At 53.1% G+C, this 14608-nt stretch carries 11 protein-coding genes; 1 reads left to right on the plus strand and 10 read right to left on the minus strand.

What is annotated here, in order from left to right:
- Positions 1 to 30 precede the first annotated feature (30 nt).
- The 3 genes from PUT07_RS02220 to motA form a co-directional block, all read right to left on the minus strand.
- Complete coding sequence (locus PUT07_RS02220; RefSeq protein WP_274466117.1) at positions 31 to 858, minus strand: protein-glutamine gamma-glutamyltransferase; 828 nt, start codon at positions 856 to 858, stop codon at positions 31 to 33.
- 993 nt (positions 859 to 1851) lie between these two features.
- Positions 1852 to 2658: a flagellar motor protein MotB gene (motB, locus tag PUT07_RS02225; RefSeq protein WP_274466118.1), complete on the minus strand. Its 807-nt coding sequence runs from the start codon at positions 2656 to 2658 to the stop codon at positions 1852 to 1854.
- Positions 2655 to 3449, minus strand: coding sequence for a flagellar motor stator protein MotA (gene motA, locus PUT07_RS02230; protein ID WP_274467433.1), 795 nt, complete (start codon positions 3447 to 3449; stop codon positions 2655 to 2657). Before motA ends, motB begins: the two co-directional genes overlap by 4 nt.
- Positions 3450 to 3795: 346 nt before the next feature.
- Here motA and PUT07_RS02235 point away from each other — a divergent pair, with 346 nt between their 5' ends.
- Positions 3796 to 4659, plus strand: a complete 864-nt coding sequence (locus PUT07_RS02235; protein ID WP_274466119.1) for an aldo/keto reductase — start codon at positions 3796 to 3798, stop codon at positions 4657 to 4659.
- A 62-nt stretch (positions 4660 to 4721) separates the two neighbouring features.
- Here the strand turns inward: PUT07_RS02235 and PUT07_RS02240 are convergent, their stop codons facing one another.
- The 7 genes from PUT07_RS02240 to PUT07_RS02270 all read right to left on the minus strand — a co-directional run bounded on the left by PUT07_RS02240 (position 4722) and on the right by PUT07_RS02270 (position 13420).
- Entirely contained in the window at positions 4722 to 5468 is a 747-nt protein-coding gene (locus tag PUT07_RS02240) for a LutC/YkgG family protein (protein ID WP_274466120.1), read from the minus strand.
- Positions 5461 to 6981 carry a LutB/LldF family L-lactate oxidation iron-sulfur protein gene (locus PUT07_RS02245; RefSeq protein ID WP_274466121.1) on the minus strand — a complete coding sequence of 507 codons (1521 nt, stop codon included), beginning with the start codon at positions 6979 to 6981 and terminating at the stop codon, positions 5461 to 5463. The genes PUT07_RS02240 and PUT07_RS02245 overlap by 8 nt, the downstream gene beginning before the upstream one ends.
- Positions 6968 to 7711 (minus strand): (Fe-S)-binding protein, encoded by a 744-nt coding sequence (locus tag PUT07_RS02250; RefSeq protein ID WP_274466122.1) that lies wholly within the window; start codon positions 7709 to 7711, stop codon positions 6968 to 6970. The genes PUT07_RS02245 and PUT07_RS02250 overlap by 14 nt, the downstream gene beginning before the upstream one ends.
- Positions 7712 to 7822: 111 nt before the next feature.
- Positions 7823 to 8590: a DeoR/GlpR family DNA-binding transcription regulator gene (locus PUT07_RS02255; protein ID WP_274466123.1), complete on the minus strand. Its 768-nt coding sequence runs from the start codon at positions 8588 to 8590 to the stop codon at positions 7823 to 7825.
- Between the two features lie 21 nt (positions 8591 to 8611).
- On the minus strand, positions 8612 to 10099 hold the full coding sequence (gene rhaB / locus PUT07_RS02260; RefSeq protein ID WP_379239481.1) for a rhamnulokinase: 1488 nt from the start codon (positions 10097 to 10099) through the stop codon (positions 8612 to 8614).
- Entirely contained in the window at positions 10096 to 11316 is a 1221-nt protein-coding gene (gene rhaI, locus PUT07_RS02265; protein WP_274466124.1) for an L-rhamnose isomerase, read from the minus strand. Before rhaI ends, rhaB begins: the two co-directional genes overlap by 4 nt.
- Positions 11317 to 11350: 34 nt before the next feature.
- On the minus strand, positions 11351 to 13420 hold the full coding sequence (locus PUT07_RS02270; RefSeq protein WP_274466125.1) for a bifunctional aldolase/short-chain dehydrogenase: 2070 nt from the start codon (positions 13418 to 13420) through the stop codon (positions 11351 to 11353).
- Positions 13421 to 14608: the final 1188 nt, after the last annotated feature.

Below are 14608 nucleotides of genomic sequence, written 5' to 3' on the forward strand. Positions count from 1 at the left end.
ATTTTGGGTATATGTCTACAGAAATTGGGCTCATGTATCATGATTTGTGAAAACTCCAGCTTTGCGAACATGAATCCAGTCTCCTATCTTCGCTATAATGGGTTTCTCCCATAAAGGATGCTGGAATTGTAAGAAATAGGAGAAATCAGGATGAACATAATGATCCGTCAGAAATGCTGATTTCGTACTGCCGGACATTCTATGTTTATTAAGCACATTAATAACTTCTTCCCCAGAAGCTATACCGAGCCCATGACCATGCCCATAATAAAGATCGTTGTCCAACAAGACGACGTTCTCCCCTTTCCACCAAGGCAGCAATTCCTCGAAATCGGGATTTTCAAAATAAAGCACATCCCCCACTACAGCCTCCGCGTTATTGGTTTGGTTGATGAGATTCAATTTGCCATTGGAATGCCAATCAAATAATAAAAGATCCGCAAATAAGAGGTCAAATTGACCAGGATCTATCCATTGTAAAAGTGCATGATACAAGACGACGATGACAGCCATTGAACACTCGAATCCGTAAGAGCTGCCATTTGCGAATATATCCTTTATCGCATCCTTTGGTGCAACTCCACGATTCAGTTGGAACCTGCCTTCATTCGTTAAGTGCCAATATGCCGGGTTGCAGAGTGTTCTTTCGAATCCTGCAAAATAGACACCAGCTCTGCTCAGCTCTTTCGCGGACTCCATAATCTGCGTTCGCATGTACAGCTCAAACAACAAGGATTGCATAGAGTTATACCGATACTCATAAGGGCTGGTCTGCTTCTTTTCAAAAATGGATAATTCTAACTCAGACAGCGTACCTTCTCCAAAGGATATATAGCTGGTGCCTTCGATTAGGATCATAGCTTCTCCCCATTATGAAGTAAGTTTGATTCACCTATTTTTATATGTGAGGTTTTGGGGTTGTGTGAATGAGAAAGCAAAGCTGTTATTTCATGAACCGTTATCAGTATTAGGACACTTTTATGGGATCATATAAAAAGTTAACCTCCTAGCCGAACTCCCGTTAATTCTGCACAAAATGGCCGCAAGGGGGCACTCTTCGCCATTTTAACGGGAGTAATTCCTGTTATTCCTTCCCAAAGCCTATACGGCATAGGAATAGCGGGAATTTTCCCTTTTATTCTGTTCTCGAGTAGGATTTCGACGTGCATCTCTGTATACGAAGATCCCCGTTTCAGCGGCGGGTAGGAGGCAGTAGGAGGAAGCAGGAGCCGATCCTAGCCTAAGGAGCACGGGTAACGGGAATTTCTCCTGTTAATTCCGCAGAGTCGAGCCGGTCCGGGTAGGATAACTGGATAAACTCCTGTTAATTCTGCACAAAATGGCCGCAAAAGGGCATTCTTCGCCATTTTAACGGGAGTAATTCCCGTTATTCCTATCAAATGCCTATTAGGCGTTGGAATAGCGGGAGTTTTTCCTTTTATTCTGCGGTCAGGTGGGATTTCGACCTGCTGCGCTGCGGCATACGAATATCCCTCGTTCAGGAGGTGGTTGGCAGGAGGTGATCCTAGCCTAAGGAGCGCGGGTAACAGAGCGAGGGTAACGGGATACCGAGGAATGTAGCTGATGTGCACCCCCTCTTAATCAAAGGCCATGAGAAATTGTTAGTTACAAAGTGCTGCATGTCGGTGCCATTGCAAATATGAAAAATCGCATATATTCCTCGCTCAGAACTCAAAATTGGCTAATTCTATATGAAAAATAGAATACAATCTGCACTTTTCCTATGAGCAGTGGTAATTCTATTCGATAAATCATATAGAGTCTTCGACTATCCGCCAAGCATCGCCAAAAAAAAAAGGCCAAGAACCCTTCGGTTCTTGCCCCATTCCGTCACTTGGCAATTTCATCCGTCGCTTTAATGTTGCGCAGGATGCTGACTTCGACCCGGCGATTCTTCGCCCGGCCTTCCGTCGTATCGTTAGACGCGATCGGACGGTACTCCCCGAAGCCGACGGAAGAGTAGGAGGTCGGATCGATCCGGCCGTTATTCAGCAAAATCTTCATGAAATTAACAGACCGCTTGGCGCTCAAGTCCCAGTTCGTCTCGAAATCGGCCCGGTGGATCGGAATATTGTCCGTATGCCCCGCCACCTCCACTTGATAGCCTGGATAGGTTGCCAGCATCTCCGCCATCGAAACGGCCAGCTTCTGCGCATCCTGCTTGATCGTGGCCGAACCCGAATCGAACAAGGCGCGATCACTGATCGTTATCGTCAATTTCTCGCTGTCCAGCTTCGTCGTCAGCTGCTCGTTCAGCTGATTCTCTTTAATGAAAGCGTCCATGCTTTTCTTTAATTCCTCGAGATCCTTCTCTTCCTTCTGCAGCTTGGCGGCCAATTGGCTATCCGTCTTGCTCTCTACTTTGGTCGGCGGGTTCTGGTTATTGTTATTGTTCTTCGTAGAATTCGCCGCGTCATCGATCGGAATCAGATTGGACATCTCGAAGGGCGCTTGACCGCCGGTAAAAGCATTATTCAGCGACCGCATGATCGAGTCGTATTTCTTCGAATCCATCTGGCTGGAGGCGAACAGGATGATGAAAAGAGCCAGAAGCAAGGTAAGCAAATCCGCATACGGAATCAGCCAGGATTCATCAACGTGTTCTTCATGTTCCTCATGCTTCTTCTTTTTACTCACTCTGGGGAGGCCCCTTTCGCTTCTTCGTCAAAAGCCAATCGATCGCCGTTCGCGATGAAGATCATCATTTTTTGCTTCACAGAGTTAGCGGAAACGCCGGATTGAATGGACAGCAGCCCTTCAACCACCATGAGCTTGATTTCTACTTCCTTCTTGGACTTCTGCTTCAGCTTGTTGGCGAACGGGTGGAAAATAACATACCCGAGGAAAATCCCGAACATCGTCGCGACGAATGCCGCCGAAATCAAGTGCCCCAGCTTCTCTACTTCGCTTAAGTTACCGAGGGCCGCAATCAACCCTACTACGGCGCCCAGAACGCCAAGGGTCGGTGCATATGTACCGGCTTGTGTGAAAATACCTGCATACTTCTTATGGCGCGCTTCCATCTCGGCAATATCTTCAAGCAGTACGTCACGGACGAAATCCGGATCGTTGCCGTCAATAATGAGACGCATACCGCTTTTCATGAAAGGGTCGGACAGCTCTTCCGCTTGTTTCTCGAGCGACAGCAAGCCTTCGCGGCGCGTGATGGATACCCAGTCAACGAACGTATCGATCAGTTCTTTTTTGGGCATTAATTTTTGTTCCGTAAAAATGATTTTCAATAAGGTCGGAATCTTCTTGATTTCTTCCAAGGAAAATGCGATGAACAAGGCCGATGCCGTACCGCCGAAAATGATCAGCGCCGCCGCCGGATTTAACAGCGCAGCCAAGCTTGCTCCTTTCAGCACCATCCCCACACCGATGGATATTAGTGCTAAGACAATTCCAATTAGCGATGATTTTTCCATATTCAAGGCACCCTCTTCTCCTATGATGATTGCTTCATACGTACATGTGTAATTTCCAATATTTCGACAAAAAAATCAGTCCATATTCTTAATAATAGGTTTGATCACCGCAAATTACAATCGTTTTCGCCGAAAATCTAGGACTATAGTCATGTATATTTTGTGAATTGTTACCAAGGAATGACGAAATCCGACTTTCCTCTAATAGCTTATTTAGACCCCGGGCAGGTCAATTCCTTCTAAAAGCGATCTCTGGCGGAACTATATGGATCTGGTATGATCTGGTATACTTTGTGGAAATGATAGGAAAAGATTTTACAGCCTTGAACATGAAGGAGCGATGAGCATGGAAAAACGGAATTTCGGTTCGACGGGGCAGCAGTTTCCCCTGCTGAGCTTCGGGGCGCAGCGCATTGTGGACGAGCACAATTGTACGGAGGATGAGGCCATTGCCATTGTCAATCGGGCTATTGACGAAGGGATTACTTATTTCGATACGGCGCCCAGCTACTCCAAAGGACAATCGGAAGAACGCCTGGGCAAGGCGCTGGCATTGAGAAACCGCAGAGAGAACGTCTGGATTGCGACGAAGACCCACGACCGCACGAGAGACGGTTCGATGAGGCTGCTTGAGGCGAGCTTGAATCGCCTGCAGACGGATCATGTCGAGGAATGGCGCCTGCACAACATCATGACGATGGAGGAGCTGGAGCAATGTTTCGCCAAAGGAGGCGCCCTGGAGGCATTGATCGAAGCCAAAGAACAAGGCATGATCAAGCACATCTCCATCAGCGGGCATACGAACCCGCGCGTCCAGTTGGAGGCGATCGAACGTTACCCGTTCGACAGTGCGCTTGTCGCGCTATCCGCCGCCGATCATCTTGTGTACAGCTTCGCGCACGAGTTTCTGCCGAAGGCCAATGAGAAGGGCGTCGCCGTCATCGGCATGAAGGTGATGGCGCTCGGTAAGCTTGCTCCCTGGTACGAGAAGGCGCTGCAATATACGTTCTCATTGCCCATATCGACGGCTATCGTCGGAATGGAATCGATGGAACAGCTCGAGAAGAACCTCGCAATCGCAGCAAGCTTTAAGCCGATGACCGAGCTGGAGCAGCTCGCCTTCCTCAAAGAAATTATGCATCTGGCGAACCCGGATGTGCTCCGCTGGAAGTCTACCGACTGGGTGTCGGGAGAATGGTACGTTCGCTAAAACAAATAAGCAGCCCCATAAGTGATCCCTCACTTGTGGGGCTGCTTCATTCATCCGTCCGTTTATTCGATGATCAATGCATATACGATCCCGGGACCATGCACACCGATGGTCAAATCGTTCTCGATATCGGCAGACCGGCTCGGGCCGGAGATGAAGTGGATGCCGGCAGGCCGCTCGCCGAGCGCCAGTTCATCGAACGGACGCAGCACTTCGCCGAGCTTCGTCTTCAAACGATCGACCGGAATCATGGCGATGAACGTCGTCGGGAGCAGGCTGACGCTTCGGCCTCGCGTACTGTCCGACGTGACGACGAGCGAGCCCGTATAGGCCACGGCATGCTGTACCGCCACGATGCCGATATCCGCGCCCGCTGCCTTAGCGACAAGCTCGTCTTTGGCCACGCTATCCGCACCTTGCGAGTTCCAAACGGTGATGTCCGTATCCGTGCCGGCCGATAGGCCTTCCCGAAGTTCCTTCAGCTCCGGCTGATCCTGCATAATCAAATGCTTCGCCTGCGTCTGAGCGATGAAATCGGCAATGAACGCCTCCGCCTCCGCCATGCCCTGCAGGCGCTTGGTATGCCCGCCGGCCTTCTGCCAGTTCGACATGAACAGCTGGATGCGGTCTTCCATCGGGAGATCCACTTCGGCCCAGAAGGCCGGAGCGCCCTTCATCGGATGCGCCGGAGCGGAAGCCAGCGGCTTCGAACGGCCGAGGCGGTTCGAGATATTCGCGAAGAACGCTTCCTGCTTCTTCAGCGCATGTTCGTGCAGTCCCTGGAGAAATGCTGCATCTGATTTAGCCATGATGATGTCCTCCTCCGCCATTTTTGCGATCCGCCACAAGCTTCTCCATGCGCGCTTTCATCGCAGCGTCAAGCTCCGGGAACGTCCCTTCCAGCTCCTGCTCGATGTCTTTCCACGATTCGCGGAACGTCTTCTTCGCCAAGCTCGGTGCATAGCGGTACGAATTCCAGCCCGAGAGCGGTCCGACACGCGCCTTGATGTGACCGTCGCGCACAAGCAGCTTCTGCCCCACACGCCCGATCTTAATCAGAGCTTTCACACGCTTCGAATCGGACATCAGGAATTTGAAGCCCTTCATGCCCACTTTCTCGGCCAGGTCGGTCGAACCGCGGTTCACCTTGCGCTGACGCAAATAAACGAGCATATCATGCAGCGGAATCTTCACCGGACAAGCCTCGTAGCATGCCCCGCAGAGGCTGGAGGCGTTCGCGATGTCGTCCCACTGATCGACGTTCTTATTTAGCGCCGGTGTCAGCACCGCGCCGATCGGTCCGCTGTACACGCCGCCGTAAGCATGACCGCCGATATGGCGGTAAACCGGGCAGGCGTTCAGGCATGCGCCGCAGCGGATGCAGTTCAGCAGCTCCTGGAACTCCGGATCGCCGAGCTGCAAGGAGCGCCCATTGTCGAGGATGATGATGTGCATCTCCTCAGGGCCGTCCCCGTCCTGCTGACGCTGCGGTCCGGAAATGACGGACATATACACCGTCAGCTTCTGTCCGGTCGCCGAACGCGGCAGCAGCGTCGCCATCACTTCGAGATCATCCAGCGTAGGAATAATCCGCTCCATGCCCATGAAGGTGATTTGCGTTTTCGGAATCGTGCTGACCATCCGGGCATTGCCTTCATTCTCGAAAAGCACCATCGAGCCTGTCTCCGCAATGGCAAAATTACAGCCCGTCATGCCGATATCGGCCTCAAGGAACTTCTCGCGCAGCTTCCTGCGCACATAGCCGGCCAATATGCCCGTATCGGGCTCCAGCTTCTCCCCGGCGTCTTCCGAGAGCAGATCCGCGATCTGGTACCGATTCTTGTGAATCGCCGGGATGATGATATGCGACGGTGTCTCGCCGGCCAGCTGAATAATATATTCACCCAGGTCCGTCTCGATCGCTTCGACGCCGATCTGCTCCAGCGCATGGTTGATGTGCAGCTCCTCGGAAACCATCGACTTCGATTTCACGACGCTCTTCGCTTTCTTGTGCTCGGCGATCTGCATCGTCAATTGGACGGCATCGGCCGCATCGGCGGCAAAGTGCACGTGCACCCCTTGCGCCCTTGCATTTTCAACGAATTTGCTCAAATAATAGTCGAGATGCGCAATCGTATGGAGCCTGATTTGCCGACCCCGCTCACGCCATTCTTCCCAGTTGCCGTGCTCGGCGGTCGCCGCCAGCTTGCCGTTCTTCAGCCGCTCTGTGGTGAACTTCACCGCATTGCGCAAAAAGTCGTTATTCAAAGCAATCTTCGATCTTTCCTTGACGGTACTGCCGCCGGATTTATGCTCGCTCATGGGCCATCTTCACTCCCTCAGCCAGTAATTCCGCCAGATGCATCACCTTCACAGGCTTCCCACGGTACGATAAATTACCGGCAATATTCATCAAACAGCCCATGTCAAGCCCGACGAGCACCTCGGCTTCCGTCTCCAGCACATGGTCGGATTTCTCCGAAACCATCGCCCCGGATATATCGCACATTTTCACAGCAAAAGTACCTCCGAACCCGCAGCAATCCTCCGCATGCGGAAGCGGCACGAGCTCCAGTCCGCGGATATTCTGCATCAACTGCATCGGTTCCGCTTTGACGCCGAGCAGCCGTGTGCCGTGGCAGGACGGGTGATACGTAACTTTATACGGGAACGACGCTCCCAGATCCGTCACACCGAGCACCTGAACCAGGAACTGCGTGAATTCATAGGTCTTCTCGACGAGGCGGTTGGCACGCGCCAGATTGGCCGGATCATGCTCGAACAGCTTCGGATAATAATGGTGAATCATGCTCGTACAGGAGCCCGAAGGCGAAATCACAAAATCGCTGTCTTCAAAAGCATCCAGCAGCGTCAGCGCGGATCCCTTCGCCTCATCCCAATATCCGCTGTTGAAAGCGGGCTGGCCGCAGCAGGTTTGCGTCGCCGGGAAGTCTAGCTTTACTCCGTATTTTGCCAGGATATGAACGATGGACTCGCCAACCTTGGGATAAACAAGATCGCTTAGGCACGTAATGAACATCGATACTTTCATGTTGCAGCTAACTCCCTTCCTGCATCGTTCCCTCCACAGAGGCATTGTGGCTATACAAAAAACCATCCTCAGTACGAGAGAACATACTGGAGATGGAAGGAACAATGTCGATTACTCTTTATCTAATTGAATGACGTGCACACCTTTGTCCCGAATCCGGTCCACATCTTCCTTAGGGGTCTGTCCGTCTGTGATGACATGTTTAATTTCCGGCCAGCTTGCCACTTGGGTCAAGGACTGCATGCCGAATTTGCTGTGATCCGCCAGCAGGTACGTTTCATCCGCGATGGAGATCATTTTGCGCTTGATCAGCGCTTGAAGCTCCGTCGACTCACTGATTCCGCGCTGAATATGAACCCCTTTGCAGGACAGGAACAGCTTATGGACATGGTACATGTCGAGCGATCTCTCCGCCAGTGGTCCTACGTAGGACAACGAGCGGGGAGATAACAGGCCCCCGGTGGAAATCACTTGAATCTTCTCCTTGCCGCTAACTTCCAAGGCAACTTTCATGGAGTTCGTAATGATCGTCAGCGGCATATCGGGAATCAGCTTCGCCATATACCAAGCCGTCGTGCTCGCATCCAGAATGATCCGGTCGCCTTCGCGAATGTGCGATACCGCTTCCTTGGCGATGCTGTTCTTGAAGTCGGCATGCGCCGTCTCCCTCTCCAGGAACGGCACCTCCGACTGCGCTTCCTTCACGCTGACAGCGCCGCCATGGCTGCGCATCAGCTTGCCTTCGCTCTCCAGCCGGTCCAGATCTCTCCGGATCGTCTCTTCCGTCACCTGACAGAGCTCACTGAGCTCCGTCACTCGAATACTTCCTCTTTCATTGACCAATTGAACGATTCTCTGCCATCTTTCCGCTACCAGCATCGTCTTCCCTCATTTCACCCTCTATAGGGTCGCCACCTGACAAAATGTTGCATACGCCGCCTGCCAACCCGCCACGTCCTCGGGGACGTACGTCTTGACCGGGAACGAATTCCGAATCAGCTTCCTGGCTTCGCGCAAATCCGCGATATACCCTAGTGCTATCCATTGTACTACAAGGTTCCCCAAGGCACTACCCTCAACAGGACCCGCCCAAACCTCGCGCCCTGTCGCATTGGAAGTGAATTGGCACAGCAGCTCGTTCTGGATGCCGCCGCCAACAATATGAAGACCGGAATACGTTTTCCCCGTCAACTGCTCTGTACGTTCCAGCACGAAGCGGTATTTCAAAGCCAGGCTTTCCAAAATGGTGCGTACGATTTCGCCTTCGGACTGCGGTACGAATTGCTGTGTATCCCGGCAATACTGCTGAATTTGCTTAGGCATATGCTTCGGTCCCAAGAACATGTCGTGGTCCGGATCAATGAACGCTTGGAACGGCTTCGCCTGCTGAGCAAGCTTAACCAGCTCGGAGAAGCTGAGGTTCTTGCCTTCTTTGTCCCAGGTGCGCTTGCACTCTTGAATTAGCCACAAGCCCATAATGTTCTTCAGCAGCCGGTTGGTCCCGTACACGCCGCCTTCGTTCGTGAAATTCCAAGCCAGCGCCTGCTCGCCGAGCACGGGCTCCTTCGTTTCCGTACCTAACAAAGACCAAGTGCCGCAGCTGAGGAAGGCAAAATCTTCCTCCAGCGCAGGGACGGCAACCACGGCGGAAGCCGTATCATGCTCGCCTACGGCGATGACCGGAATCGGAACCACGTCAAGCTCTTCACAAATGTCCTGCGTTAATGAGCCTACGCGCGAGCCGGACGGCACCGGAGGCAGGAATAAATCGGCCGGAAGATCCAGCTGCTCCAGAAGCTCCGGATCCCACGTCTTCGTCGTTGCGTTCAGAAGCTGTGTCGTCGTAGCGTTCGTGAACTCGCTGTGCTTCTCGCCGGTCAGGAAGTAGCGCAGCAAATCCGGAATCATCAGGAACGTTTCGGCCCGCTCAAGCAGCTCCGGGTTTCTCTCCTGGATGGCTGCGAGCTGAAAAAGTGAATTGAATTGCAGAAATTGAAGCCCCGTCTTGGCGTACAGCTTCTCGCGTCCGACGACGGCAAACACTTTCTCCATCGTATGGTCGGTCTGATGATCGCGGTAATGATAAGGATTGCCGAGCAGCTCGCCGTTCTTGGCAAGCAGTCCGAAATCGACCGCCCAGGAATCGATAGCCAAGCTCTCAATATCGGTGTAACCCCGATGTTTGGTCTGTAAAATGCCTTGTTTCAACTCATGAAACAATCGCAGAATGTCCCAGTGAAGGCGGTCGCCCACCTTCACCGGATCATTCGAGAAGCGGTGAATCTCCTCGATCGTCACTTGGCCCGCTTCAGAATCAAGGCTTCCGACGATCGCTCTGCCGCTGCTTGCTCCCAAATCAAAGGCCAGGACGCGCGAAGGTTGACTCACCAGCTCGCACCGCCTTTGCCGCGAGCGTTAATGCTCTCGTCGTAGCCGCTCTCGAGGTAAGCTTTCATCGGATCTACAGGCACGCCGATTTCTTCGCGAACCGCTTGCAGAAGCGGAGCCACATCGAATTCGAACGCTTTGCGAATCGCGTCTTCAGCTGCAAGAACATCTTGGCGCTCTTGAGCAGCTTTCACTTCATCCAGGTTGATCAGCAGCGCTTTCGCATACTGGGTTTGCACGTTCAGCACGGAACGCAGCATCGCCGGGATTTTGCGCTCGATATTGTGGCTTTGGTCGATCATGTAAGCAATGTTATTAGCCGCTTGACGGATTTGCGGGTTTTTGTCGTTCGCCGCGTCAAGGATTTGGTAGAAAATCAGGAACAACTCATATGGATTCACGGAGCCCACGATCAAATCGTCATCCCCGTATTTGCGGGAGTTGAAGTGGAAGCCGCCGAGTTTATTTTCATCTAACAGGTAAGTCACGATATGCTCAATGTTCGTTCCTTGCGGATGGTGACCTGTGTCAACGAGCACTTCTGCTTGAGGACCCAGCTTGTTAGCCATGTTGAACGCCATGCCCCAGTCGGCAAGATCCGTGTGGTAGAACGCCGGCTCGTAGAACTTGTATTCAATCAGCATACGCATGCTTGGTGTCATCGCATCGTACATTTCTTTGAGCGCTTCGTACATCCAAGTTTTGCGTGCGCGAATGTCCACTTGACCCGGATAGTTGGAGCCGTCAGCGAACCAGAGGCTCAGAATGTCGGAGCCTACGGTTTTGGCGATATCTACGCACTCCAGCAGGTGGTCCGTCGCTTTGCGGCGAATCGCAGCATTCGAGTTCGTCACGCTTCCGAAGATGTAATCGTCCTCTTGGAACAAGTTGGGATTGACCGCGCCGATGGATACGCCGAGATCAGCCGCATGCTGCTTCAGCTTCGCATAATCGTCTACTTTATCCCAAGGAATATGGATCGCAACCGACGGGCATACACCCGTCAGCTTATGAACCTGCGCTGCGTCCTCGAATTTCTCGAAAGGATTGCGCGGCACGCCGTTTTGCTTGAACACTTTGAACCGTGTTCCGGAATCCCCGTAACCCCAAGATGGAGTTTCAACTTTGAGGGCTTTCAGCTTCGCTTTGACAGCAGCCAGATCAATGCCTCTATTTGCTTGCTGTTCTTCGAACAGCGCATATGCTTTATCGCTCATCGGATAATAGCCTCCTTTTGGATATGGAACGAAATTAGCGGGTGAATGCAGCCGGAACGCCGCCGTCTACGGTCAGCATGCAGCCTGTCGTTTTCTCCGCTTTGGAAGATGCAAAGTACACGATCGCTTCCGCAACGTCTTTCGGGAAAATGTTAACGAGCAATGTCGTTCTCTTCCGGTAGTGCTCTTCCAGTTGATCCGGCTCGATGCCGTAAGCCGCTGCACGCTCATTGCGCCAGTTGGAGTTCCAGATCGCGGAGCCTTGCAGAATCGCATCCGGCAATACGGAGTTCACGCGAATGCCGTACTCGCCGCCTTCCGCTGCGATACAACGCGCCAAGTGGATTTCCGCCGCTTTGGCTGTGGAGTATGCGGAAGCATTTTTCCCTGCATATACCGAGTTTTTGGAGCCGACGAATACCATGGAGCCGCCGACGCTTTGCTGCTTCATAATTTTGAACGCTTCTCTGGCAACCAGGAAATAGCCCGTGTTCAACACGTTCATGTTCAGGTTCCATTCTTTCAGGGACGTTTCATCAAACGGACTGGACGTCGCAAGACCTGCGTTATTCACGATAATGTCGACACCGCCGTAAGTAAGGATGACTTCGCGGTATGCCGCTTCGACTTCCTCTTCTTTCGTAACGTCGATTTTGACAGCGATGGCTCTGTTCTCGCCATATTGCTCATTCAATTCTGCCGCCAGCTTCTGTGCGCCTTCCAGGTTCAAGTCAGCCAGCACGACGTGTGCGCCGTCTCTGAGGAATTGGCGAGCCGTCACGCTGCCGATACCGCCTGCTCCGCCGGTGATGAACGCAACTTTGCGGGAAAATTCCGCTTCTGCCGGAGCCAGTGTCAATTTATAGAGTTCAAGCGGCCAGTATTCCACGTTGTAGGACTCGTTCTCGCTCAAGGAAACGAAAGTTCCAAGCGCAGTCGCGCCTCTCATCACGGAGATCGCACGGTGGTAAAGTGCGCCGCTGACTTGCGCCATCGCCCAGCTTTTGCCTGTGTTAATCATCCCGATTCCTGGGATCAGAATAACGCGAGGAGCCGTTTCGAAAATAACGTCGCCTTCATTTTTGTTGCGCTCGAAGTACGCTTTGTACTCTTCTTTGTATGCGGCAATGCCGGCTTGCAAAGCTTCAGTCAAGGAAGCCGCATCGCGGGAGTTAGGGTTCCAGTCGATGTACAGCGGCTTCATCTTCGTGTGAACGAGGTGATCCGGGCAAGCAGCGCCTACTTGAGAAAGGACGGCTGCATCTTTGCTGTTCACGAATTTCAGCACATCGTCAGCACTGTCGACGGTAAGGATCATTTTCTTCTCTTGGGAAACGGCACCGCGAACGGTCGGCAGCACTTTCGCCAAAATATCGTTGCGCTCGGACTCGGACAGAGATTCGTATTTGGAGCCGCCGTACAGGTTGTCCTCATCCACGCGGGCTTCGATGAAGCTTTCCGCTTCATTAATAATAGCAAGTGTTTTGAGGTAGCTTTCTTCGGACGTTTCGCCCCAAGTAACCAGACCGTGCTTCTCCATCAGTACGAGCTCGGCCTTCGGATTGTTTCTTACGCCGTCGGCGATCATTTTGGAAAGGGTGAAACCAGGACGTACATAAGGTACCCATACGAAGCGGTCGCCGTAAATTTCTTTGGCAAGCTCACGGCCATTGTGTGCGCAGCACAGCGAAATAATGGCGTCTGGGTGTGTATGATCCACGTTCTTGAACGGAAGGAACGCGTGCAGCAGTGTCTCAATCGAAGCACGCGGGTGCTTGCTGTCGATCATGCAGTTGGCCAGGTAGGCGACCATTTCTTCGTCGGACATTTCGTCTCTTTCATAAAGCGGACGGATGTCTTCCATGCGCAGGCCTGTGAAGTTTTTGGCTTTCATTGTCGCAAGGTCGGAGCCGCTGCCTTTGACCCACATGACTTCAACGTCGCGGCCGCGGAAATCCTTCTCGATCGTTTTGTAAGAAGTGTTGCCTCCGCCCCAGTTTGCAACGGCACGGTCTGTTCCCAGTAGGTTGGAACGGTACACCAGTTCCTCTACGCCTTTCGATACTGTACTCGCTTTCTCTGCATCCCACAAATTCGCAACCATAAGTACCCTCCTAAGTTTTACATCCCATGTGTATGTGTTTGTTTTTGATGGATTCATCTTATCACATCTTTGTTTATTTTTGAATCATTATTTTTGTCTTTGTTTTTGTTTGGGAAAAACAGATAAAAAAACACCTCCTGGGTTGAGACCCATGGAGGTGTTTGGTGGAACAGCGCCGGGCTAGCCGCGGCTAACGGACTGAGCAGCCGCTATTGCCGCAAATTGCGGCGCGGCTGTGGTCTAACGGACACCAGGGCTCCTATTCGCCGTTTTCCACCCCATTTTCCATTGGAAATGAGCGAATAGCGGCACCGGTGTCCGTTAGGTTTCCTGCGCGGCGCATCCTGCGCGAATAAGCGCCGCTGTGTCCGTTAGCCCGCCGCGGCAACGCGCGGGCATGCTTCGCGCCGGATCGGGCGCGCGAACGGGCTGCCTTGCTAGCCGGGCTGGCGGCGGCTAGCGGACTGAGCAGCCGCTATTGCCGCAAAATGCGGCGCGGCTGTGGTCTAACGGACACCAGGGCTCCTATTCGCCGTTTTCCACCCCATTTCCCATTGGAAATGAGCGAATAGCGGCACCGGTGTCCGTTAGGTTTCCTGCGCGGCGCATCGTGCGCGAATAAGTGCCGCTGTGTCCGTTAGCCCGCCGCGGCTAACGGACTGAGCAGCCGCTATTGCCGCAAATTGCGGCGCGGCTGTGGTCTAACGGACACCAGGGCTCCTATTCGCCGTTTTCCACCCCATTTCCCATTGGAAATGAGCGAATAGCGGCACCGGTGTCCGTTAGCATTCCTTCGCGGCGGCATCGTGCGCGAATAAGCGCCGCTGTGTCCGTTAGCCCGCCGCGGCAACGCGCGGGCATGCTTCGCGCCGGCTCGGGCGCGCGAACGGGCTGCCTTGTTAGCCGGGCTGGCCGCGGCTAACGGACTGAGCAGCCGCTATTGCCGCAAATTGCGGCGCGGCTGTGGTCTAACGGACACCAGGGCTCCTATTCGCCGTTTTCCACCCCATTTCCCATTGGAAATGAGCGAATAGCGGCACCGGTGTCCGTTAGCATTCCTTCGCGGCGCATCCTGCGCGAATAAGCGCCGCTGTGTCCGTTAGCCCGCCGCGGCAACGCGCGGGCATGCTTCGCGCCGGATCGGGCGCGCGAACGGGCTGCCTTGTTAGCGCCTCACCCCGCTCTGCC

The organism is Paenibacillus sp. MAHUQ-63 (assembly GCF_028765165.1).
GTDB lineage: Bacteria > Bacillota > Bacilli > Paenibacillales > NBRC-103111 > Paenibacillus_E.

What these genes read in the sequence shown, in the direction of transcription:
- rhaI (WP_274466124.1), bottom strand. Translation starts at nt 11,316, where the DNA reads ATGAGCGATAAAGCATATGCGCTGTTCGAAGAACAGCAAGCAAATAGA.
- PUT07_RS02240 (WP_274466120.1), bottom strand. Translation starts at nt 5,468, where the DNA reads ATGGCTAAATCAGATGCAGCATTTCTCCAGGGACTGCACGAACATGCG.
- PUT07_RS02270 (WP_274466125.1), bottom strand. Translation starts at nt 13,420, where the DNA reads ATGGTTGCGAATTTGTGGGATGCAGAGAAAGCGAGTACAGTATCGAAA.
- PUT07_RS02235 (WP_274466119.1), top strand. Translation starts at nt 3,796, where the DNA reads ATGGAAAAACGGAATTTCGGTTCGACGGGGCAGCAGTTTCCCCTGCTG.
- PUT07_RS02220 (WP_274466117.1), bottom strand. Translation starts at nt 858, where the DNA reads ATGATCCTAATCGAAGGCACCAGCTATATATCCTTTGGAGAAGGTACG.
- PUT07_RS02245 (WP_274466121.1), bottom strand. Translation starts at nt 6,981, where the DNA reads ATGAGCGAGCATAAATCCGGCGGCAGTACCGTCAAGGAAAGATCGAAG.
- PUT07_RS02250 (WP_274466122.1), bottom strand. Translation starts at nt 7,711, where the DNA reads ATGAAAGTATCGATGTTCATTACGTGCCTAAGCGATCTTGTTTATCCC.
- motA (WP_274467433.1), bottom strand. Translation starts at nt 3,449, where the DNA reads ATGGAAAAATCATCGCTAATTGGAATTGTCTTAGCACTAATATCCATC.
- PUT07_RS02255 (WP_274466123.1), bottom strand. Translation starts at nt 8,590, where the DNA reads ATGCTGGTAGCGGAAAGATGGCAGAGAATCGTTCAATTGGTCAATGAA.